The following is a 20,183-nucleotide window of genomic DNA, read 5'->3' on the forward strand; positions in this document are numbered from 1 at the left end:
GTGGATTAGTCCCCCCTCGCCGGCGGCTGGCATGATCACCGACCGTGGAGGGTACCGAGGTACGCAAGCTGGCTGCGCTGGAAGACACTCACTGGTGGTACCGGGAGCGTCGTCACCTGCTCGGCAAGGCGCTCGCAGGAATGACGCCCGGTCGGGCGCTCGACATCGGGGCGGCCGGAGGCGGCAACACCCGCGTCCTTCGTGATCTCGGGTGGACGCCGGTCGCCATGGAGTTCGGCCCGGAGGGAGCCGAGGTTGCCCACGAGCGGGGGCTCTCGACCGTGCGCGCGGATGCGCGCCGGCTGCCCCTGGACGACCGGAGCATCGACCTCGTCGTGGCGTTCGACATCCTCGAGCACATCGAGGAGGACGACGTCGCGGTCACGGAGATCCGCCGGGCGCTGCGCCCGGACGGCACGTTCCTCGTGGCGGTGCCAGCGGACCCCAGACTGTGGTCGGCGCACGACGACGCCGTGGACCACGTCCGCCGCTACACCCGAGAGACGCTCTCGAGCGTCCTGCACCGCGGCGGGTTCGACATCGCCTCGATGACCTCGTGGAACGTGCTGCTGCGACCCGTCGTGGCCCTGCGTCGGCGCAGCTCGTCCGGCAGCGACCTCGACGACGTGCACCCCGTGGTCAACACGGCGCTGCGCGCAATCATCACCGCCGAGCGTTACCTACCGGTCAAGCAGCTGCCCGGTGTCAGCCTGCTCGTCACCGCGCACCCGCGCGGCTGAGCGGGTCGCGCCCGGTACCGTCCGGCGGTCCGGACTCGCGGCGACCGGCAGGTGCTTCCCTACGCTGACCCGCGCCTCGGGGGGCAGCGGGGTGTCGGTCGGCCCGTGGCCCTTGCGCGCCGCCGTCCACGAGTCGTACGCGACGAAGTAGGTCGGTCGACCCTGCATCTGCGTGTACATCCGGCCGATGTACTCGCCGAGCAGACCCAGGCAGATCAGCTGGACCGCGCCGACCGAGGCCACGATCAGGACGGTCGACGTCCACCCCGCGACCGTCCGGCCGCTGAGGCTGGCGACGATGGCATACAGGGCGAGCAGCACGGCGAGCGCGCCGCCGCCGAGCCCGAGGAACGTGGCGAGCCGTAGTGGTGCCATCGAGAACCCGGTGATCGAGTCGATCGAGAGCTTGAGCATCTTCAGTAGCGGGTACTTCGAGCTGCCGGCCGCCCGCTCCTCGCGCCGGTACGCGACGACGTCGGACGGGAAGCCGAGGGCGGGGACGATGAACCGCAGCACCCGATTGTGCTCGGGCAGGTCGTTGATGGCGTCGACCGTCGCGCGCGACATCAGCCGGAAGTCCCCGGCGTCGCTGATCGCCGCGGTGCCCGAGATGGTCTGGATGGTGCGGTAGAAGACGTGAGCGGTGGTGCGTTTGAAGACCGAGTCGCTGGACCGGTCGGTGCGCACGCCGTAGACCACGTCGACGCCTTCGTCGCGCGCCTTTGTCAGCATCTGCACGATGACCTCGGGCGGGTCCTGCAGGTCCGCGTCGATCGTCACGACATAGTCGCCGCGGGCCGCCTTGACGCCGGCCGAGATAGCGGCCTGGTGCCCGGCGTTCGCACGCAACCGCACGACGCGCAGCTGGTCCCACTCGCGCCGCACCCGCTGCAGCACGGCGGGGGTCAGGTCGGTGCTTCCGTCGTCGACGGCGACCACCTCGTAGCCGGCGTCGCCGAGCCCGATCCCGTCGAGGACCGGCCGCAACCGCTGCACGAGCAGGGGCAGCACGTCCTCCTCGTTGAACATCGGGATGACCACCGACAGCACCGGACTCATGAGGCCAAGGTTACGGCCGTTGTCCGCGTTCGGTTGTGTGTCGACCCGGGGGTTCCCATGAACGTGACCGAGTCGATGCGGGCCGGTGCGAACCGGTCTCGCACCGACGCCGGGCTACCGTGACGCCGTGGCGACGCATGCGGGAGCGGTGGTGCGGGTCCGGTACACGAAGTACGGCGGCTCGCCGCACTGGGAGATGGACCTGCGCGACCTGGGTGAGGACGATCACGGCCGTTGGCTCGGCTCGCCGGCCGGTATGCCGATGCGTCGCCCCGGGATGGAGTCCTGGACGGAGGCCGAGTCTGCGTTCCTCGTCCCCTGGCGCGGTGACTTCGTCGCCTCGTTCAACGGTCCGGCCGCCCCCGTCGCCATCTACGTGGACGTCACCGACACCCCGTCGTGGACCACTGGGCGGGTGGGGGATGAGGTGGGGCGAGTCCAGGGCGACACGGTCCGCGCCGTCGACCTCGACCTCGACGTCGTCCAGCTCGCCGACGGGACCCTCTTCGTCGACGACGAAGACGAGTTCGAGGAGCACCAGGTGCGCTACGGCTATCCCGCCGACGTCATCTCGGCTGCCCAGGCCTCGTGCGACGCCGTCGTCGCCGCGATCGTCGCCGGAGAGGAGCCATGGGCGAGCATCGGCCATCGGTGGTCGATGGTGGCCGCCGATGTCGGGCTCGCACCGCTCCCGGACTGGGCCAACGGCGGACGCAGTTGACTCTGTCGGACTGGTTGACTCGCAGCGTTGGACCCCCTTCAAGGGGTCCAACGCTCCGATACGCCGGAGATGAGGTGCGTCACCCGATGGCGCTCCGGCTGCCGGCCGCATACCCGTCCAGCGACACGGCCAGATCAGCGGTGACTTTAAGCATGACATCCACCCTCTCCTCACGTGACGTCTGACGTTACGATGGGCGCATGTCAGCCAGCGTGATGCCGCTCCTCGTGCATGCCGAAGAGGCAAAGCGGAGCATTCCGATGAGCCCGATCGTCTACGGCATTATCGCGTTCTGCGGCTTCCTGCTCGCGCTGGCGGTGCTCTGGTCGTTCCGCAACACCGCGCAGAAGGTGCCGAAACGCCACCGGGCGAACGACAGTGAGCACCACGGGTGACGCACTGAGCAAGCGCCTCGGCGTGATGGGTGGCACCTTCGACCCCATCCATCACGGCCACCTCGTCGCTGCCAGCGAGGTCCAGGCGCGGTTCGACCTCGACGAGGTCGTCTTCGTGCCGACCGGCCGACCTTGGCAGAAAGGCGACCGCGAAGTCAGCCCGCCCGAGCACCGCTACCTCATGACGGTGATCGCCACCGCGTCGAACCCCCGGTTCATGGTCAGCCGGGTCGACGTCGACCGGGACGGCCTCACCTTCACGATCGACACGCTGCGGGAGCTGCGCTCCGCCGAACCCGACGCCGAGCTGTTCTTCATCACCGGCGCCGACGCCCTCGCGCAGATCCTCACCTGGAAGGACGTCGAGGAGCTCTGGACCCTGGCCCACTTCGTCGGTGTCACCCGCCCGGGGCACGAGCTGAGCGACAAGGGCCTGCCGACCGACCGGATCAGCCTCCAGGAGGTCCCCGCCATGGCGATCAGCTCGACCGACTGCCGCGCCCGCGTCAAGGACGGCCGGCCGGTCTGGTACCTCGTGCCCGACGGGGTCGTCCAGTACATCAACAAGCACCACCTGTATGCCTCCGCCACCTCGACAGCCCCCCCCGCGCCACCGGTGCCCGCCCCGCAGCAGCGGGTCACGGCCCGCGCGGCGACCCTCACCTAGGAGCTTTGTGACCGCAACACCCCGAGCCATCGCTCTCGCCAAAGTGGCCGCGCTCGCCGCCGAGGACAAGATCGCCCAAGGCGTCATGGCGATCGACGTGAGCGACCAGCTCGCCCTGACCGATGTCTTCGTCATCGCCTCCGCGAGCAACGAACGACAGGTCGGCGCGATCGTCGACGAGATCGAGGACCGGCTGCGCGACCAGGGTTGCAAGCCGATCCGTCGCGAAGGCCAGCGCGAGGGACGCTGGGTCCTGATCGACTTCGGCGACATCGTCGTCCACGTGCAGCACGCGGAGGAGCGCGAGTTCTACCAGCTCGAGCGGCTGTGGAGGGACTGTCCCGAGGTCGACCTGGCCGCCGTCGCTGCTCCCTGAACGTCCACCTCCGTGAGTGATACCGCGAGCCGGCGGCTGGTGTTCGTGCGGCATGGACAGACTCACGACAACGCCGCAGGCATCTGGCAGGGCCACCGCGACTCTGCTCTCTCGGAGGTGGGCCTCGCCCAGGCGCACCGGGCCGCCCCGGAGGTCGCGGCATACCGGCCCCAGCTCGTTGTGTCCTCGGACCTGCAACGGGCCCGGGTGACCGCTCAGGCCATCGGCGGCGCTGCCGGCCTGCCCGTACGGGTGGACGCGCGCCTGCGGGAGATCGACGTCGGGGAGTGGCAGGGGCGGACGAGCGCCGAGGTGCGGGCCGAGGGGTCGGCCGAGCTGGAGGCCCTCGGCCGCGGGCAGGATGTGCGCCGCGGCCGGACGGGGGAAACCGTCGCCGAGACGGCCGTCCGCGTGCTGGCGGCGTTACGCGAGGTGATCGACGAGCTCGAACCGGCGCGGGTGGCCGTGGTCGTCGGCCACGGTGTGTCCAGCCGCGCCGGCGCCGCCGCGCTGGCCGGGCTGGACCAGATGCAGGCGATGCAGGTGCTGTGGGGCCTGGAGAACTGTCACTGGGCGGTCCTCGCCGAAACGGGGCTCATCGGCGGTGCCGTCGTGCCGACCCGCTGGCGGCTGGACGCCTGGAACCTGGGCGCCGACCCGATCTCGTGAACGGGCGGTCAATTTGGGTGGGTCACCCGCGGTTGGCTACACTTCCGCAGTCCCCACACGGGGATGAGGGGCTGTGGCGCAGCTGGTAGCGCACCTCCATGGCATGGAGGGGGTCAGGGGTTCGAGTCCCCTCAGCTCCACCAGACGACAAGGGTCGGCCGCTTCGCGGCGCGGCCCTTCGTCGTCTCGCGGACCTGTGTGGGCCCACCCTCAGCTCCACCAGACGACAAGGGTCGGCCGCTTCGCGGCGCGGCCCTTCGTCGTCTGGCGGACCTGTGTGGGCCCCACCCTCAGCGCAGCCCGGACAGGGTGCCGGTGACGGTGGCGAACACGGGTTCGTCCACGGTGACTCCGGCGTGCCGCAGCGCTAGCACTGCGGCACCGACCGTCCCGTCCGACACCGTCAGCACCTGCGGACCGTCCGACTCGCCGAGTGCCGACCCGACCAGGCGGGCCAGGTCACCATGCTGGGAGATCGTGCCGCCACCGAGGACGACCGGACCGCTGACCTCGGGGACCACGACCGCTCGCAAGGTGACGAGCAGGCCCTGGGCGGCCTCGTCGACGATGCGCCGAGCGACGAGGTCGTCGGGAGCGGCGAACGCCAGCGGGGCAAACCGGGCGAGCTGGACCGGACGCAACGCATACAGCCGGGTGACCGCCTCCTGCAGCAACTCGTCCCGGCGCGCGCCGGGCTGCTCCCACGGGCGAGACGACCGGTCCGGCGACGAGAGACCCAGCGACTCGAGCAGCATGCTCGACAGGGCGGTCTGCCCGGCTCGCCCGTCCAGCGCCGCCAACGCGTCCACGACCACCCGGTGCCCGATCCAGTAGCCCGACCCGACATCACCGAGCAGCCAGCCGAGACCGTCCGAGACGGCGGCGGCAGTACCCTGCTCGACGCGCACGGCCGACGCGCCGGTGCCGGCGACCAGCGCGTAGCCGGCGTCGGCGGGTGTGCCCGCGCAGAACGTCGCGAGCAGGTCCGACTCGAACGTCACCAGCGCGGTGAGGCCGAGCTGGGCCAGCGGTTCGGTCAGCCAGCGAGTATCCGGCTGCACGCTCGAGCCGGCCATCGCCACCACGACGTGGGCGACGCCATCGGCGCGAGTTTCGGCGCGTCTCAACGCCTCTCGGGTAGCCGACCGGACGGCGCCTGCGGCCTGGTCAGCACCCGACGAGACGGGGTTTCCGGCGCCGCTCGAGGCATACCCCAGCGCGCGGCCACCACCGTCGACGACGACGACGCGGGTCGAGGTGCCTCCTGCATCCACTCCCAGAACGGTCAACATCGTTACCTACGCGACACCTTCCAGCCCCCTCGATATGGTGAGAATAGTTTTCAGCAACGTCGCGCCGACATGAGATGGATTTTCAGCACCCGTGAACTCGATGAGACTGACGGCCCCGCCGGCACCCGCTCGGGAGCACACGCCTGTCGGTGTCCGCAGCCGCATCGAGGCCAATGTGTCACAGATGTCGGGGGCCATGACGAAGCTCGCCACGCTGCTGCTGGAGGAGCCCCTCGCCCCGCTCGAGCTGTCGATCACCGAGCTGGCCGCCCGGGCCGGGACCTCCGCGGCGACCGTGACCCGGTTCTGCCGGATGATCGGGTATGCCGGGTACGTCCCGTTCCGCGTCGGGGTGGCCGCGGATGCGGGTCGGCTCCGGGCCGAGGCAACCTGGCGCGCGGACATCGGCCGGGCCTTCGACCCGCTCGACGCTCCCGACGTGGTCCTCCAGACGCTCACCCGGTCGCATCTGGCGGCGCTCCAGGCGACCGCGGGCTCGATCCACCTGGGCGACGTGCAGCGGGTCGCGGAAGCGATCGCCACCCGAGACCGGGTGGACATCTACGGCATCGGTGGCAGCGCCGTCATGGCGAACGAGATGCAGCTGCGCCTCTACCGCATCGGGATCAACGCCCATGTCTGGCGCGAGGTGCACGACGGCCTGACGAGTGCAGCGCTGCTCGGCGACGACTCGGTGGCGATCGGGATCTCCAACACCGGCCGCACGATCGAGACCATCGAGATGCTGACGCAAGCCCGGTCGTCGGGCGCCCTCACGCTTGCGTTGACCAGCAACCCCGACTCGCCGTTGGCGGCCATCGCCGACGTGCACATCGTCACGGTGGCTCCGGACGAGTACCTTCGCCCCGACGACCTGTCGGCCAAGCACGCCCAGCTGTTCGCCATCGACCTGCTCTACCTCATCGTGGCGCAGCAGAACTTCGCCCGGACGACGACCACGCTGGCCGCGTCGGCCGCGGCCGTCGCCCCTCATCGACGCGCCTCGATGACGCAGACGCCGCCGCCCCGCGCGACCAGGGCCAGACCCCGACCCAGGAGTGCGGTGTGACCGACGACGAGATGACCGGTGCTGCCGCGCCTCCGCGGACCGACTCCACCGTGACCACGCACTTCGCACAGTTCTACCGCGAGGTGAGCTCCCGGCTGCAGGCGATCGCCGACGATGCTGCCAGCGGCGCGTTCGACCCCGCCATCGACCTTGTCGTGGCGGGCCTCGAGAGCGGTGGTGTCCTGCAGGCGTTCGGCACCGGCCACTCCCAGGCATTCGCGATGGAGGTCGCAGGTCGGGCGGGTGGCTTTGTCCCGACCAGCCAGATCGCCCTGCGCGACGTGGTGGTGCGAGGTTCGCGCGAAGCGTCCCAGCTGAGCGGGGGCGGCCTCGAGCGCGATGCCACGGTCGTCGACGAGCTGTTCGCACTCTCGGTCATCGACCCCGCCGACGTCTTCCTGATCGCCTCCAACTCCGGCGTGAACGGGTCGATCGTCGGGGTTGCCCTGCGCGCCAAGGCCGACGGGCACCGCGTCATCGCCGTCACCAGCCTCGAGCACACGAACGCCGTCACCCCCAAGCACCCGAGCGGCCTCCGCCTGAGCGAGATCGCCGACGTCACTATCGACAACCGAGCGCCATACGGAGACACCACGATCGAGCTGCCGTCCGGCATCGGGGTCGGCGCCGTCTCGTCGATGACCGCCGCCTACATCGCCCAGCTCCTCACCATCGGCGCCGCCACACGCATCGCGGAGACTGGTGCGACACCACCTGTCTACATCTCCGCCAACATCCCGGGAGGTGACGAGCACAACCATGTCCTCGAGGCACGTTACGGCGATCGGATCCGGCGCTCCGCCTAGGTCCTCGACCCGTACCCGCACACCTTTCAGCAGCACTGCACCATCCCACCCCCCGAAAGGCTGACTCCCACGATGACCAGCGACAGCACGCCTCTTGACCCGGCTTCACGCTCGACCCGCCTCGGTGCGGAGGGCCTCGCTTCGAGGGCCCTGGACAGACGCACCTTCATGCGCGGCGCGCTCGCCGCCACCGCTCTCGTGCCCCTCGGCGGAGCGCTTGCCTCGTGCGCCTCCTCCGGCACGACCACCAGCACCGGCGGAGGGGCCGCGACCACGGCGGCCGGCTCGGCGAACAACCCGTTCGGAGTCGCCTCGGGATCCACCGTCGACGCGGTGATCTTTAATGGCGGCTATGGCTATGACTATGTGACGTTCGCGGCCGACATCGTCCAGAAGGAACAGAGCGGTGTGACGGTGAAGGTCTCGCCGTCGACGCAGATCGCCCAGCAGCTGCAGCCGCGGTTCGTCGGTGGGAACCCGCCGGACCTGATCGACAACTCGGGTGCGGGGTCGATCGGCTTCAACACCATCCTCGACCAGCTGACGCCGTTGGACGATGTGTTGGCGGCGAACAACCTGGAGGGGCAGCCGATCTCGTCGACGTTGTACGACGGGGTGAAGGAGCCGGGGACGTTCAGTGGCAAGTTCGTCGCGTTGAACTACGTGTTGACGATCTACGCGATCTGGTACTCGCAGAGCCTGTTCGACGCGAACGGGTGGACGCCGCCGAAGACGTGGGACGAGGCGAAGGACCTCGGCGCGAAGGCGAAAGCCAAAGGTAAGTACCTGTTTGTATGGGGCAAGGAGGCCGCGACCTACTACTCGACCTTGGCGATGGACTCGGCCATCAAGGAGGGCGGTCCGGAGGTGCGGATCGCGTTGGAGAACCTCGAGCCGAACTGCTGGTCGCAGCCGGCGATGCAGTCGGTGTTCACCGCGATGCACGACTGTGTGGCGGCGGGCTACTTCGTGCCCGGTGGTGCGGGGACCCAGTTCACCGCGGCGCAGGCGCAGTGGAGCAACGACCAGCAGGCGTTGCTCTACCCGTCGGGCTCGTGGATCGAGAACGAGATGAAGAAGGCCACCAAGACCGACTTCAAGATGACCGGCATCCCGGAGATGACCGTGACGGCGAGCCCGAAGATGGCGTACGAGTCGCTGCGCAGTGCCGCCGGCGAGCCGTTCATCATCCCCTCGGCGGGCAAGAACGCGGCGGGGGCGAAGGAGGTGCTGCGGGCGATGCTGTCCAAGGATGCGGCGACGAACTTCGCGAAGACGCGGCTGGCGCCGACCATCGTCAAGGGTCTGGTTCCGGCCGACGGGTTCGGCTCGAGCGCCCTGGTGTCCCAGTCGAAGATGCTGGATGCTGCCGGCAAGAACGTCTTCAACTACCAGTTCGTCGACCTCTATGGCATCAACAAGGAGCAGCTCGTCGTCTGGAACTCGTTCCTGTCCGGTGGCACGGACGTGGCCGGCCTGACCACGGGGTTGCAGCAGATCTCCGATCGGGTCCGGGGCGACTCCTCGATCAAGAAGCAGACGGTCACCTCCTGATGGCCGGCACCTTCGCATGACCGGGACGGTCGCACCGTGACCGCGCCGGTTGCGTCGGCTGGACCGGGCTCTGCCCCCTTGGGGGGCAGGGTCCGGCGGCGGCGCCGTCTGACGTTCGACCGGGTCAGCTTCATGGTGGTCTTCCTCGGTGTGCCGGTGGCGCTGTTCATCGTGTTCGTCATCTCGCCGTTCGTGCAGGCGCTCTACTTCGGGATGACCGACTGGTCCGGCTTCACGCCCACGATGAACTTCATCGGGTTCGCCAACTATCAGAAGCTGCTCTCCGACGACGCGTTCCGTCGGTCGGTACTCAACAACATCCTGTTGGCCATCGTCGTCCCGTTCGTGACGATCGCGCTCTCGCTGTTGTTCGCCAGCCTGGTCACGGTGGCCGGGTCCGCGAGCGGCAATGTCCGGGGGCTTCGCGGTTCGGGCTTCTACCGGGTGGTCTCGTTCTTTCCCTACACCGTTCCGGCCATCGTCATCGGCATCATCTGGGCGCAGGTGTACGACCCGTCGGCCGGGATGCTGAACGGGATGCTCACGGGGATCGGTCTCAAACAGTTCGCCTCGTTCGCGTGGCTCGGCAACGTCGCCACCGCCATGCCCGCGACGATGTTCGTCATCATCTGGAGCTTCGTCGGGTTCTACACGGTGCTGTTCGTCGCGGCCATCAAGGGCGTGCCCGCCGAGATCTACGAGGCAGCGCGGCTCGACGGTGCCGGCCGGCTCCGGACGATCTGGTCGGTCACCATCCCGCTGATCCGCGACACCGTGCAGACGGCATACATCTATCTCGGCATCGCCGCGCTCGACGCGTTCGTCTACATGCAAGCGCTCAACCCGTTCGGCGGACCCAACAACAGCACCCTGGTCATGCCCCAAGAGCTGTTCAACACTGCCTTCACCAAGGGGCAGTTCGGGTATGCCACCGCGATGGGCGTCGTGATGGCGCTCGTCACGTTGCTGTTCGCCGCGATCGTCTTCGGCGTCAACCGGGTGACTGGCGGCCGCGACTCGGGAGGCCAGGTATGAGCGCCGATACTGCTGACACCGCCTGGCAGCAGACGGCGCCGGTCGACCGCAGCCCCGCCGGGGCCCAGAGAGGAACCGGTCCTGCCACGGCGCTCTCACACGCAGTGCTGATCCTGTGGTCGATCGTCGTGATCCTGCCGCTGCTCTGGACGGTGCTGTCGTCCTTCAAGACGACCACGGAGATCCTCGGGTCGCCCTTCGGCCTGCCGTCCAGCCTGACGTTCTCGAACTACTCGTCTGCGTGGGACACGGCTGGGATCGGTCAGTCCTACATCAACACGATCATCGTCGTGGGCTTCTCGCTGACGATCGTGATGGTGCTCGGAGCGATGTGCGCCTACGTGTTGGCGCGGTTCGAGTTCTTCGGGAACCGGGCCATCTACTATGCGATGCTCGCCGGACTGACCTTCCCGGTCTTCCTCGCGATCGTCCCGTTGTTCTTCATCCTGCGAAGCCTCAACGTCCTCAACACTTATCAGGGCCTGATCGTCACCTACGTCTCCTTCGCCCTGCCGTTCACGGTCTTCTTCCTGTTCGCGTTCTTCAAGGCGCTCCCCGACGAGATCTACGAGGCGGCCGAGCTCGACGGGGCAGGGGAGTGGCGGACCTTCTTCCAGGTGATGCTGCCGATGGCCAGACCCGGTCTCGCCTCGGTGGCGATCTTCAACTTCCTCGGGCTCTGGAACCAGTTCCTGCTGCCGGTGGCCCTGAACTCCAACGAGGCGAAATACGTGCTCTCGCAACGGATGGCATCGTTCGCCTCACAAGCCGGCTACTCCGTGGACTACGGGGCGCTGTTCGCGGCCGTCGTCATCACCGTCCTGCCGGTCCTCGTCGTCTACATCATCTTCCAACGCCAGCTGCAAGGTTCGGTAGCGCAGGGGACCTCCCGGTAACCGGCCTCGACCTCGCTGAAAACGGCCGGATATGCCGGGATCAGCCGGTCAGCCGGCGTCCGACGAAGCCTCGGGTGCCAGGCCGACCTTGGCGAGGAAGCGGGCCCGGTCCACGACAGCACGCTGGAACTCGCCGACGGCGACCTCGTCGCCGTGGTCGTCGAGGACCCGGACGTGGAAGATCAACCTGCGTCCGTCGCTCACCGGCCGGGAGCTCGTGACCCGCACCGTGGTCCCCACCGGCGCCGGCTTGATGTGCTCGACTTTCACCATCACCCCGACCGTCGTGTGGTCATCGTCCAGGCTCTCGGCCGCCGCTGCGAACGCAGCACGCTCGATCCAGTTGATCAGGCGAGGTGTCGCGAGCACCGGCATGTCGCCGCTTCCCAGTCGGACCGCGGTGTCGGCATCGGTCACGGTGTGCTCGCTGGCCTCCATTCTCGAAGCATACGGGCCCGAGCCCCAGGCGAGCCGTGAGTTGGTGACGCTGCGGTTCTGTCACAGTTCGGCCGTGAACACGTATGCCTGGCTTCTGCTGGCGGTCACGGCGGCGGCCGCCGCGGTCGACTGGTGCGTCGTCGGGCGTGGCCTTCGCGAGGTCGAACAGGTCGCGGGGCCTGCGGTGCCGACGTTTCTGGCCGCGTTCGCGTGGCTGTTGCACGCCGACCTCACGACGAGCGGACGGTGGCTGCTGGTGGCGCTCGGCTTCTGTCTGCTCGGTGATGTGCTTCTGCTCCGTCGGTCCGACCGGTTGCTGGGCATCGGTCTGGTCAGCTTCCTCTGCGCGCAGGTCGCCTTCGCGGGGTCGGTGTTGACGATGTCCCATCGCCAGCCGTTCTGGGTCGGCGTGGTCATCACGGTGCTGCTGGTGCTGGCGGTGGTCTCGGTCGCGCTGGTCCCGCTGGCCCGCCGCGACCCGGTCGAAGGGGTGCCCCCACTGGCATACGGGTTGGTCATTGGTGCGGTCGGATGCGTCGCCTGGTGGTCCGGGCATCTGCTGGTCGCGGTGGGGGCGTCGCTGTTCATCGTCAGCGACGCGACACTGGCGTCCTCGCGCTTCGGGAGGGACTTCCGAGGAAGTGCCCTGGTCGTGATGGTGACCTACCACCTGGCGCTCGGTCTGCTCACCGTCGGGTTGCTGAGGCCCGACCTCGTGGCCTGATCGGCTCGAGGTGGGCTGCGGTAGCCTGTCGAACATGACCCGGCAGCTCCTCCTTCTCCAGCCGCGCTGACCTCCACGCAGCGCGGCGCCCCTCCTGTGCGAGGGGCTTTTCCATGTCCGGAGCAGGAGACCCCATGACCGAGCAGAAGAGCAGGCAGACCTAGATGAGCAGCGAGACGACAAGCGGGACCGGTGACCCGAGCGGCACGGCGTTCCGCTACACGGCGATCCTGGCCGGCGAGATCGAGCAGGCCTGGCAGGACCGGTGGGAGGAGCGCGGGACGTTCCACGCACCGAACCCGGCAGGCCCGTGGGCCGAGCCTGACAAGGTCGCCGAGCTGGGCGAGAAGCTCGTGGTGCTCGATATGTTCCCGTACCCGAGCGGTGCGGGTCTGCACGTCGGTCATCCGTTGGGTTACATCGGGACCGACGTCTACTCACGGTTCCACCGGATGCTCGGGCGCAACGTCATGCACTGCCTGGGGTATGACGCGTTCGGGCTGCCGGCGGAGCAGTATGCCGTGCAGACCGGCCAGCACCCGCGCAAAACGACCGAGGCAAACATGGTCGTGATGCGTCGCCAGCTGCGGCGGCTCGGGCTGGGGTTCGACGACCGGCGCAGCTATGCGACGTTCGACGAGGACTACTACCGATGGACGCAGTGGATCTTCCTGAAGATCTACGACTCCTGGTACGACTCGCAGGCCGTCCGACCCGACGGACAACGCGGAGCGGCCCGGCCGATCGCGGAGCTCGAAGCCGAGTTCATATCTGGTGCGCGCGCCGTCCCAGGTGCAGACGGTGGGGCCTGGTCCGACCTCAGCGGCGCCGAGCGAGAGGCAGTGTTGGGGGAGTTCCGCCTGGCCTACACCTCCGAGGCGTCGGTGAACTGGTGCCCCGGGTTGGGGACCGTGCTGTCCAACGAGGAGGTCACCAACGAGGGTCGCTCGGAACGCGGCAACTTCCCCGTGTTCCGGCGCAACCTGCGTCAGTGGATGATGCGGATCACTGCGTATGCCGACCGCCTCGCGGACGACCTGGACCGGGTCGACTGGCCGGAGAACGTGAAAGTCATCCAGCGCAACTGGATCGGGCGGTCGAACGGTGCGCGAGTCGTCTTCCCGGCACCGACCGCGCGCGGCTCCGCCTCGGGGACCAACTCGGGGATCGAGGTCTTTACCACGAGGCCGGACACGGTGTTCGGTGCCACGTTCATGGTCCTGGCGCCGGAGCACCCAATTGTCGACGAGATCGTCCCGACCGATGGATGGCCGGAGGGAACCAAGGAGGTCTGGAAGGGCTCGGACCGGGTGGCCGCCGCCTCTCCCCGTGAGGCCGTCGCGGCATACCGGCTGTCGACCTCGCGCAAGAGCGAGGTGGATCGACAGATGGACGACCGGTCCAAGACCGGTGTCTTCACCGGCGCGTTCGCAACGAACCCGTTGACGGGACAGCCCATTCCGGTGTTCGTCGCCGACTACGTCTTGATGGGGTACGGCACCGGCGCGATCATGGCCGTGCCGGGCCAGGACGAGCGCGACTGGGCGTACGCGGTGGCGTACGACCTGCCTGTCGTCCGCACGGTGCAGCCGAGCGAGAACCACCCCGAGAGCGAGGCCTTCACCGGTGACGGCCCGGCGATCAACTCGGCCAACGAGGACATCTCCCTCGACGGGCTCGGGGTATCCGAGGCCAAGGCCGTGATCATCGGCTACCTGCAGGACCACGGGATCGGGCGTGGGACGGTCAACTTCCGGTTGCGGGACTGGCTATTCAGCCGCCAGCGGTACTGGGGGGAGCCGTTCCCGATCGTCTTCGACGAGGCCGGCACGCCACATCGGCTGCCCGACTCGATGCTGCCGTTGACGTTGCCCGAGGTTCCGGACTACACGCCGAAGACCTACGACCCTGAGGACGCGCAGAGTATGCCTGAGCCGCCCTTGTCCCGGGTGCCGGAATGGGTCGAGGTCGAGCTCGACCTGGGCGCCGGCAGCGGGGTGCGCACCTATCGCAGGGAGACCAACACGATGCCCAACTGGGCCGGATCCTGTTGGTATTACCTGCGTTACCTCGACCCAGCCAACCACGAGACATTCTGCGACCCGGAGAATGAACGTTACTGGCTGGGGGCCTACCCGACGCCGGTGACGGGCGCCCCCGCGGGCACGGTCGACCCGGGCGGTGTCGATCTCTACATCGGTGGCGTCGAGCACGCCGTGCTGCACCTCCTCTACGCGCGCTTCTGGCACAAGGTGCTGTTCGACCTGGGTTACGTCTCGAGCGAGGAGCCGTTCCGCAGGTACTACTCGCAAGGGATGATCCAGGCATACGCCTACACCGACTCCCGCGGCCAGTACGTGCCCGCCGAGGAGGTGGAGGAGGTCCCCGGGACGCACGGGCGGGAGCCGACCTTCCGCTGGCAGGGCGACCCGGTCAACCGCGAGTACGGCAAGATCGGCAAGTCGCTGAAGAACTCCGTCAGCCCGGACGACATGTATGCCGCCTACGGCGCGGACACGTTCCGGGTCTACGAGATGTCGATGGGTCCGTTGGATCTGGGCCGGCCATGGGAGACACGGGCCGTCGTCGGGAGCCAACGGTTCCTGCAGCGGTTGTGGCGCAACGTGATCGACGAGTCGACCGGATCAGTCCGCGTTGACGACGCAGTTCCCGCGGTGACGACGAGAGTGACGGTGCATCGCACCATCGCCGGGGTACGTGAGGACTACGAGCACCTGCGGTTCAACACGGCGATCGCCAAGCTGATCGAGCTGAACAACCACCTGACGAAGCTCGATGCGGTCCCACGCGAGGCCGTGGAGGCGCTCGTGCTCATGGTCGCGCCGGTCGCCCCGCACATCGCAGAGGAGCTGTGGGCACGGCTCGGCCACGACACCGGCGTCTCGCACTGGCCGTTCCCGGTCGCCGACCCGGACCTGCTCGTGGAGGAGGAGGTGACCTGCGTCATCCAGATCCGAGGCAAGGTCCGGGACCGGGTCGAGGTCCCTTCCGACATCGACGAGTCAGCACTACGTGACCTGGTGCTGGCGCGGGACAAGGTCGTGGCTGCAACGCCCGGCGGTGTCCGCACCGTGATCGTGCGGGCTCCTCGCTTGGTCAACGTGGTTCCGGTCTGACGGGAGCTGTGACCTGGCGAGGCGCTAGCGTGGCTCAGGTGAACGTTGCCATCGTCACCGACTCCACGGCATACCTGCCGGCGGAGCTGGTCCGCAGCGGCTCTGTTCCGATCACGGTGGTTCCGCTGCACATCGTCATGGGCGGTAAGCAGCATCGTGAAGGGGTCGACGTGACCGTCGAGGACCTGTCGGCTGCGTTGCGCACCTTCACGCCGCTGAGCACGTCGCGGCCGCCGCCTCAGGCGTTCCTCGACGCCTACGAGGCGGCAGCCGCCTCTGGGGCCTCGCACATCGTGTCGATCCACATCTCCTCGGCGATGTCGGGGACGTGTGAGTCGGCCCGGCTGGCGGCGGCCGACTCTCCCGTGCCGGTGGACGTCGTCGACTCGAGGTCGCTCGGTATGGCGATGGGCTTTGCGGTCCTCTCCGCAGCCGAGGCAGCAGCCTCCGGGGCGGATCCCGCAACCATCGCGAGGATCGCCCGGACTCGCGCAGCCGCCGCGAAGGTGGCCTTCTACGTCGACACGCTAGAGTACCTGCGACGCGGCGGCCGTATCGCGGCGGCGTCGGCGCTGGTCGGGTCGGCCTTCTCGATCAAGCCCATCCTCACCCTGGTCGACGGGACCATCCGGCCACTCGAGAAGGTGCGCACCGCGAGCCGAGCACTCGCCCGGGTCACCGAGCTGATCTCCTCCGCCGCGAACGACGTGATCGCGAGCGGTGGGCAGGTCGACATCGCGGTGCAGCACCTCGACGCACAGGTACGCGCCGAAGCTCTGGCGCAGACGCTGCGCGAGCGGGTTCCGGGTGTCGGTGAGGTGGTCGTGGCCGAGCTCGGGGCTGTTGTCGGCTCGCATGCGGGTCCGGGCACGCTGGCGGCTGTGGCCTCGCCACGGCCCCGGCCCTGACCGGGTCGCCCGCCCTTCCCTGATCTCCACACCCCCCGGACCGTTCGTCCCATGATCCACAGGGCCCGTCCGGCGGTTCGACCGGCACGGATCTGCTTCTTACCGTCGTCGTATGCCGCGTCACCCACCACCGGAGCCCGACCTCACCCGCGTGCGGGCGTTGCTGGCCCGGTCGCGCTCGCCCGGACCGACCGAGCGTCGCTCGCGTCAGGCCGAGGCGGAAGCGTCGCGCGGCTGGGTGCCGCACGGGTGGGACCTTCCCGAGCTCACTGACGCCGACGAGGACGAGGCGTGGTTCTCGGGAGGTCCCGACGCAAGCGCAGAGGCGGGAGGGGACGAGGGCCGCGCGGCAGGCGCGGCCCGCGGCCGTGGCACCGGCGACGCCCGTGACACCGGTGGGCGACATCGCCGAACGGCAGCCGACCGACCCCGCATCGTGACGCTGCCGGCGATCCTGCGGGGAGCCCGGCTGCGGGTGTCCTGGCGGGCCGTTATCGCCTTCACCGTGGTGCTCGTGTGCGCCGTGGCGGTTTTCGCCGTGCGCGTGGCCTGGGCAGAGCAGAGCTCCACGCCACAGGCAGTGCCCCGGTCGGGAGCTGCGGACGCCAGCAGGGCTTCCGGCGCGAGAAGCGTGCCCGCGGCCTTCGCGACCAGCGGCACTGGTCCGGCTGCGACCGCGACGGGTGCGACACAGTCGCGCAGGCTGGTTGTCGACGTCGTGGGGCAGGTGGCCCATCCGGGCATCGTCTCGGTCGACGACGGGTCCCGGGTCGTCGACGTCCTCACTGCGGCGGGCGGTGCGCTACCCGAGGCGGACCTGCGCCGGCTCAACCTCGCCCGGGCGGTGTCCGACGGCGAGCAGGTGTTCGTCCCACGACCCGGTGAGAACCCTCCCCAGACCCTCGGTCCGGTTGGGGCCACAGGAGTGGGCGGCGGATCCGGAACCGCCGGCAGCTCCAACGGCGTTGCTGCAGTGGTCGACCTCAACACTGCCGACGTGGGCGCGCTGGACGGCCTCCCCGGTGTCGGACCGGTGCTTGCCCAGCGGATATTCGACTGGCGGCGGCAGCACGGCCGTTTCAGCACGGTCGACGAGCTGGGCGAGGTGAGCGGCATCGGCGACAAGCTCCTGGAGCAGCTGCGGCTACGCGTACGCGTGTGAGCAACGCGGCGGCGGGTGGCACTGGTGGTCCGAACGCTCGTCCCGAAGGCGTCCCCGGACGTCCCGCGGCCTTTGCCGCAGCTCCCCCCGCCACCCCAGCCGCCATCCCAGCCGAAAACCCCCTCTCTGCGCCTCCGGCCGACAGGACCGTCCATCGGCTCGCCGACCTTCGACTCCTCCTGCCCGCAGTTCTGGCCTGGGCGCTCGTGGCCGCCCTGCTCGGGTCAGGTCCGTCGACGACTGCGGCCGGGGCCGGTGTCTGCGCGATGCTCACGGCCGCCCTCTCCCTCTGGTGGCGGCAGCGGCGGCGCAGTGCTCGTGAGCCTTCGGCGTGGCTCACCCTGGTCCTGCTGTGTCTCGTGGCGACCACCGTCGCGCTCGTGGCCCTGTCCGCTCAACGGGCGGTTCGCGACGCCGGACCCGTTCTCGACCTCGCTCGCGAACAAGCCACGGTGACGGTGGTTGCGCGGGTAGCGTCCGACCCCCGGGCGCTCGCCCCACCGTCCGGTAGGCCCGAGAGCGACCCGATGGTCCTTGTGACCCTCGACCTGGAACGGGTCACCGGACGTGGTTTCGTCGCCGCGGTCCACACCCCGGTGCTGGTGTTCGGCGACCGGTCGTGGCTGGCCGTGGGCTGGCACGACGAGGTAGAGGTGGGTGGTCGCCTGGCGCCCACTGACGACCCGGCCGACGACGTCGCGGCGGTACTCACGGCGCGTGGGTCGCCGAGGGTCCTCGCCGATGCGGGCCGGGTGGAGGGCGTGGCTGCGACCGTGCGGGAACGCTTCGCCACCGCGACCGACTCGCTCCCCGCCGATGCCCGCGGCCTCTTGCCCGGTCTGGTGATCGGCGATACCTCGCGAACGCCCGCCGAGCTCGACGACGCGATGCTGGTGACGGGGATGACCCATCTGTCCGCCGTCAGTGGCTCCAACGTCGCGATCGTCCTTGCGGCGGCGTTGGCGCTGTGCCGCCTGCTGGGTCTGCGTCGTCGATGGCGTCCTGTCGTCGCGGCCGGGCTACTGGTCGCGTTCGTCGTCCTCGTGCGGCCCGAGCCGAGTGTTCTCAGAGCGGCCGCCATGGGGGCGGTCGGACTGTTGGGGATGGGGACGTCGAGGCGACGAGCAGGCATACCGGCGTTGGCGGCCGCCATCCTCGCGCTCCTGTGCTGGGACCCGTGGCTGGCCCGGTCCGCCGGGTTCGTCCTTTCCTCTCTGGCCACGCTCGGCCTGTTGCTCTTCGCCTCCAGCTGGGGCGCCGTCATCGGCCGGTTCCTACCGGCTCGGATCCGCTCCTGGGGTACCGCCCTCGCCGTCCCGTGTGCCGCCCAGCTCATGTGCGCGCCGGTGATCGTGCTTCTCCAGGGCTCGGTGTCGGTGGTGGGAGTATTCGCGAACCTCGCGGCTGCACCGCTCGTCGCGCCTGCGACCGTGATCGGCGTCGCGACAGCGCTGACGTCCGTGGTCTGGCTGTGGGGAGCCACCTGGCTGGGCTGGCTGGCGGCCCTCCCCACGCTGGGTATCGCCTGGGTCGCTCGCACCGGCGCCGACGCACCGCTTGCGGTACTGCCATGGCCGGCCACCTGGTGGGGTGCGGCCCTGCTCGCCGCGCTCAGCGGGGGGATCCTGCTCTCCGGGCCGTGGCTGGTGCACCGCGCCCGCCGGGCACCGGTCGTGGTCGCCGCCGTGGGGGTGCTGGGCGTCGGAGCCGTGCTCCCTACCCATCTGATGACCTGGCCGCTGCCCGGCTGGCAGTTCGTCGCCTGCGATGTGGGACAGGGCGACGCACTGGTTCTGTCGTCGGGACCGGGACGGGCAGTCGTCGTCGATGCTGGACCGGACCCGACCCTGGTCGATGCCTGCCTGTCCCGCCTGCACGTCGAGGTCGTCGACGCCGTCGTCCTCACCCACTTCCACGCTGACCACGTCGACGGGCTCCCAGGCGTCCTGCGAGGTCGAGTGGTCCGGCAGGTGATCACCACTCCCGTCCGCGACCCACCCTTCCAGGCGCAGGAGGTGCAGTCGTGGGCTGCTGCCGCAGCGGTGCCGGTCACTCCGGCGTACGCTGGAGACGACCTGGCCTGGGACGGCATCGCCGCCCACGTCTGGTGGCCCGAGCGCGTGATCCACGCCGGATCGGTCCCCAACAACGCATCGCTTGTGCTCTCGATCGACGTCGCCGGGCTGCACCTGCTGCTCCTCGGGGACGTCGAACGGGAGGCTGCGCACGCGGTGCTCCTGGAGATGCAGCAGGCCCTCGCCGGGGCCGGGCCGCCGGTGCCCCCCTTCGACCTCGTCAAGGTCGCCCATCACGGGTCCGCGAACCGCGACGACGCGCTGCTCGAACTGGTCCGCGCGCCGGTGGCAGTGATCAGCGTCGGTCGCGACAACGACTACGGGCACCCGGCACCGTCGACAGTGGCCACCCTGGTGGCCGACGGTTACCGAGTGTTTCGGACCGACCAGGACGGTGACGTGGCGGTGGAGAGGACGAGCGCGCAAGCCGCCGTCGAAGTCGCCACGCAGCGCTGACTGG

General features: G+C 69.3%; 19 protein-coding genes and 1 tRNA gene. 17 read left to right on the forward strand and 3 right to left on the reverse strand.

Going from position 1 to position 20,183, the window contains the following annotated elements:
* Window positions 1–44 precede the first annotated feature (44 nt).
* Window positions 45–740, forward strand: a complete 696-nt coding sequence (locus ABI385_RS09770) for a class I SAM-dependent methyltransferase (RefSeq protein WP_348103557.1) — start codon at window positions 45–47, stop codon at window positions 738–740.
* Here the strand turns inward: ABI385_RS09770 and ABI385_RS09775 are convergent.
* Complete coding sequence (locus tag ABI385_RS09775; protein ID WP_348103558.1) at window positions 681–1,799, reverse strand: glycosyltransferase family 2 protein; 1,119 nt, start codon at window positions 1,797–1,799, stop codon at window positions 681–683. The two genes, ABI385_RS09770 and ABI385_RS09775, sit on opposite strands and share 60 nt — an antisense overlap.
* Before the next feature lie 127 nt (window positions 1,800–1,926).
* Here ABI385_RS09775 and ABI385_RS09780 point away from each other — a divergent pair, with 127 nt between their 5' ends.
* The 6 genes from ABI385_RS09780 to ABI385_RS09805 all read left to right on the forward strand — a co-directional run bounded on the left by ABI385_RS09780 (window position 1,927) and on the right by ABI385_RS09805 (window position 4,770).
* Window positions 1,927–2,520, forward strand: coding sequence for a DUF402 domain-containing protein (locus ABI385_RS09780; RefSeq protein ID WP_348103559.1), 594 nt, complete (start codon window positions 1,927–1,929; stop codon window positions 2,518–2,520).
* A 200-nt stretch (window positions 2,521–2,720) separates the two neighbouring features.
* Entirely contained in the window at window positions 2,721–2,915 is a 195-nt protein-coding gene (locus tag ABI385_RS09785) for a hypothetical protein (protein ID WP_348103560.1), read from the forward strand.
* A 4-nt stretch (window positions 2,916–2,919) separates the two neighbouring features.
* Entirely contained in the window at window positions 2,920–3,582 is a 663-nt protein-coding gene (nadD, locus tag ABI385_RS09790; RefSeq protein ID WP_348103584.1) for a nicotinate-nucleotide adenylyltransferase, read from the forward strand.
* A 7-nt stretch (window positions 3,583–3,589) separates the two neighbouring features.
* Window positions 3,590–3,958 (forward strand): ribosome silencing factor, encoded by a 369-nt coding sequence (gene rsfS, locus ABI385_RS09795; RefSeq protein ID WP_348103561.1) that lies wholly within the window; start codon window positions 3,590–3,592, stop codon window positions 3,956–3,958.
* A gap of 12 nt (window positions 3,959–3,970) precedes the next feature.
* Window positions 3,971–4,627, forward strand: coding sequence for a histidine phosphatase family protein (locus ABI385_RS09800; RefSeq protein ID WP_348103562.1), 657 nt, complete (start codon window positions 3,971–3,973; stop codon window positions 4,625–4,627).
* A gap of 67 nt (window positions 4,628–4,694) precedes the next feature.
* Window positions 4,695–4,770, forward strand: a tRNA-Ala gene (locus ABI385_RS09805).
* Window positions 4,771–4,917: 147 nt separating this feature from the next.
* Here the strand turns inward: ABI385_RS09805 and ABI385_RS09810 are convergent.
* Entirely contained in the window at window positions 4,918–5,919 is a 1,002-nt protein-coding gene (locus ABI385_RS09810; protein WP_348103563.1) for a BadF/BadG/BcrA/BcrD ATPase family protein, read from the reverse strand.
* A 196-nt stretch (window positions 5,920–6,115) separates the two neighbouring features.
* On the opposite strand from ABI385_RS09810, the gene ABI385_RS09815 reads away from it, so the two are divergent.
* The 5 genes from ABI385_RS09815 to ABI385_RS09835 all read left to right on the forward strand — a co-directional run bounded on the left by ABI385_RS09815 (window position 6,116) and on the right by ABI385_RS09835 (window position 11,279).
* Complete coding sequence (locus ABI385_RS09815) at window positions 6,116–6,988, forward strand: MurR/RpiR family transcriptional regulator (RefSeq protein ID WP_407068253.1); 873 nt, start codon at window positions 6,116–6,118, stop codon at window positions 6,986–6,988.
* Window positions 6,985–7,794, forward strand: a complete 810-nt coding sequence (locus ABI385_RS09820) for an SIS domain-containing protein (protein WP_348103565.1) — start codon at window positions 6,985–6,987, stop codon at window positions 7,792–7,794. Before ABI385_RS09815 ends, ABI385_RS09820 begins: the two co-directional genes overlap by 4 nt.
* A 168-nt stretch (window positions 7,795–7,962) precedes the next feature.
* The gene (gene ngcE / locus ABI385_RS09825) at window positions 7,963–9,348 is read left to right on the forward strand and encodes an N-acetylglucosamine/diacetylchitobiose ABC transporter substrate-binding protein (RefSeq protein WP_348103585.1); all 1,386 of its coding nucleotides are present in this window, start codon (window positions 7,963–7,965) and stop codon (window positions 9,346–9,348) included.
* Between the two features lie 132 nt (window positions 9,349–9,480).
* Window positions 9,481–10,383, forward strand: a complete 903-nt coding sequence (locus tag ABI385_RS09830; protein WP_407068255.1) for a carbohydrate ABC transporter permease — start codon at window positions 9,481–9,483, stop codon at window positions 10,381–10,383.
* The gene (locus tag ABI385_RS09835; RefSeq protein ID WP_348103567.1) at window positions 10,380–11,279 is read left to right on the forward strand and encodes a carbohydrate ABC transporter permease; all 900 of its coding nucleotides are present in this window, start codon (window positions 10,380–10,382) and stop codon (window positions 11,277–11,279) included. Before ABI385_RS09830 ends, ABI385_RS09835 begins: the two co-directional genes overlap by 4 nt.
* A gap of 48 nt (window positions 11,280–11,327) precedes the next feature.
* Here ABI385_RS09835 and ABI385_RS09840 read toward each other — a convergent pair whose 3' ends face one another.
* Window positions 11,328–11,717, reverse strand: a complete 390-nt coding sequence (locus ABI385_RS09840; protein ID WP_348103568.1) for a thioesterase, FlK family — start codon at window positions 11,715–11,717, stop codon at window positions 11,328–11,330.
* A 73-nt stretch (window positions 11,718–11,790) separates the two neighbouring features.
* Between ABI385_RS09840 and ABI385_RS09845 the strand changes: the two genes are divergently transcribed.
* From ABI385_RS09845 to ABI385_RS09865, 5 genes are all read left to right on the forward strand, one after another.
* Window positions 11,791–12,441 carry a lysoplasmalogenase gene (locus tag ABI385_RS09845; protein WP_348103569.1) on the forward strand — a complete coding sequence of 217 codons (651 nt, stop codon included), beginning with the start codon at window positions 11,791–11,793 and terminating at the stop codon, window positions 12,439–12,441.
* Window positions 12,442–12,605: 164 nt separating this feature from the next.
* On the forward strand, window positions 12,606–15,578 hold the full coding sequence (leuS, locus tag ABI385_RS09850) for a leucine--tRNA ligase (protein ID WP_348103570.1): 2,973 nt from the start codon (window positions 12,606–12,608) through the stop codon (window positions 15,576–15,578).
* Between the two features lie 38 nt (window positions 15,579–15,616).
* Window positions 15,617–16,486 (forward strand): DegV family protein, encoded by an 870-nt coding sequence (locus ABI385_RS09855; protein WP_348103571.1) that lies wholly within the window; start codon window positions 15,617–15,619, stop codon window positions 16,484–16,486.
* A gap of 112 nt (window positions 16,487–16,598) precedes the next feature.
* On the forward strand, window positions 16,599–17,648 hold the full coding sequence (locus ABI385_RS09860) for a helix-hairpin-helix domain-containing protein (RefSeq protein ID WP_348103572.1): 1,050 nt from the start codon (window positions 16,599–16,601) through the stop codon (window positions 17,646–17,648).
* Window positions 17,645–20,179 carry a ComEC/Rec2 family competence protein gene (locus ABI385_RS09865; RefSeq protein WP_348103573.1) on the forward strand — a complete coding sequence of 845 codons (2,535 nt, stop codon included), beginning with the start codon at window positions 17,645–17,647 and terminating at the stop codon, window positions 20,177–20,179. Before ABI385_RS09860 ends, ABI385_RS09865 begins: the two co-directional genes overlap by 4 nt.
* Window positions 20,180–20,183 lie beyond the last annotated feature (4 nt).

Origin of the sequence: Lapillicoccus sp., from assembly GCF_039935575.1 — a bacterium.
In the GTDB taxonomy this organism is placed as follows: Bacteria; Actinomycetota; Actinomycetes; order Actinomycetales; family Dermatophilaceae; genus Lapillicoccus.

Excerpts from the sequence above, each read along its gene's own strand:
- leuS (WP_348103570.1), top strand. The coding sequence starts at position 12,606 with ATGAGCAGCGAGACGACAAGCGGGACCGGTGACCCGAGCGGCACGGCG.
- ABI385_RS09835 (WP_348103567.1), top strand. The coding sequence starts at position 10,380 with ATGAGCGCCGATACTGCTGACACCGCCTGGCAGCAGACGGCGCCGGTC.
- ABI385_RS09815 (WP_407068253.1), top strand. The coding sequence starts at position 6,116 with ATGACGAAGCTCGCCACGCTGCTGCTGGAGGAGCCCCTCGCCCCGCTC.
- ngcE (WP_348103585.1), top strand. The coding sequence starts at position 7,963 with ATGCGCGGCGCGCTCGCCGCCACCGCTCTCGTGCCCCTCGGCGGAGCG.
- ABI385_RS09840 (WP_348103568.1), bottom strand. The coding sequence starts at position 11,717 with ATGGAGGCCAGCGAGCACACCGTGACCGATGCCGACACCGCGGTCCGA.
- ABI385_RS09810 (WP_348103563.1), bottom strand. The coding sequence starts at position 5,919 with ATGTTGACCGTTCTGGGAGTGGATGCAGGAGGCACCTCGACCCGCGTC.
- ABI385_RS09860 (WP_348103572.1), top strand. The coding sequence starts at position 16,599 with ATGCCGCGTCACCCACCACCGGAGCCCGACCTCACCCGCGTGCGGGCG.
- ABI385_RS09830 (WP_407068255.1), top strand. The coding sequence starts at position 9,481 with ATGGTGGTCTTCCTCGGTGTGCCGGTGGCGCTGTTCATCGTGTTCGTC.
- ABI385_RS09775 (WP_348103558.1), bottom strand. The coding sequence starts at position 1,799 with ATGAGTCCGGTGCTGTCGGTGGTCATCCCGATGTTCAACGAGGAGGAC.
- ABI385_RS09785 (WP_348103560.1), top strand. The coding sequence starts at position 2,721 with ATGTCAGCCAGCGTGATGCCGCTCCTCGTGCATGCCGAAGAGGCAAAG.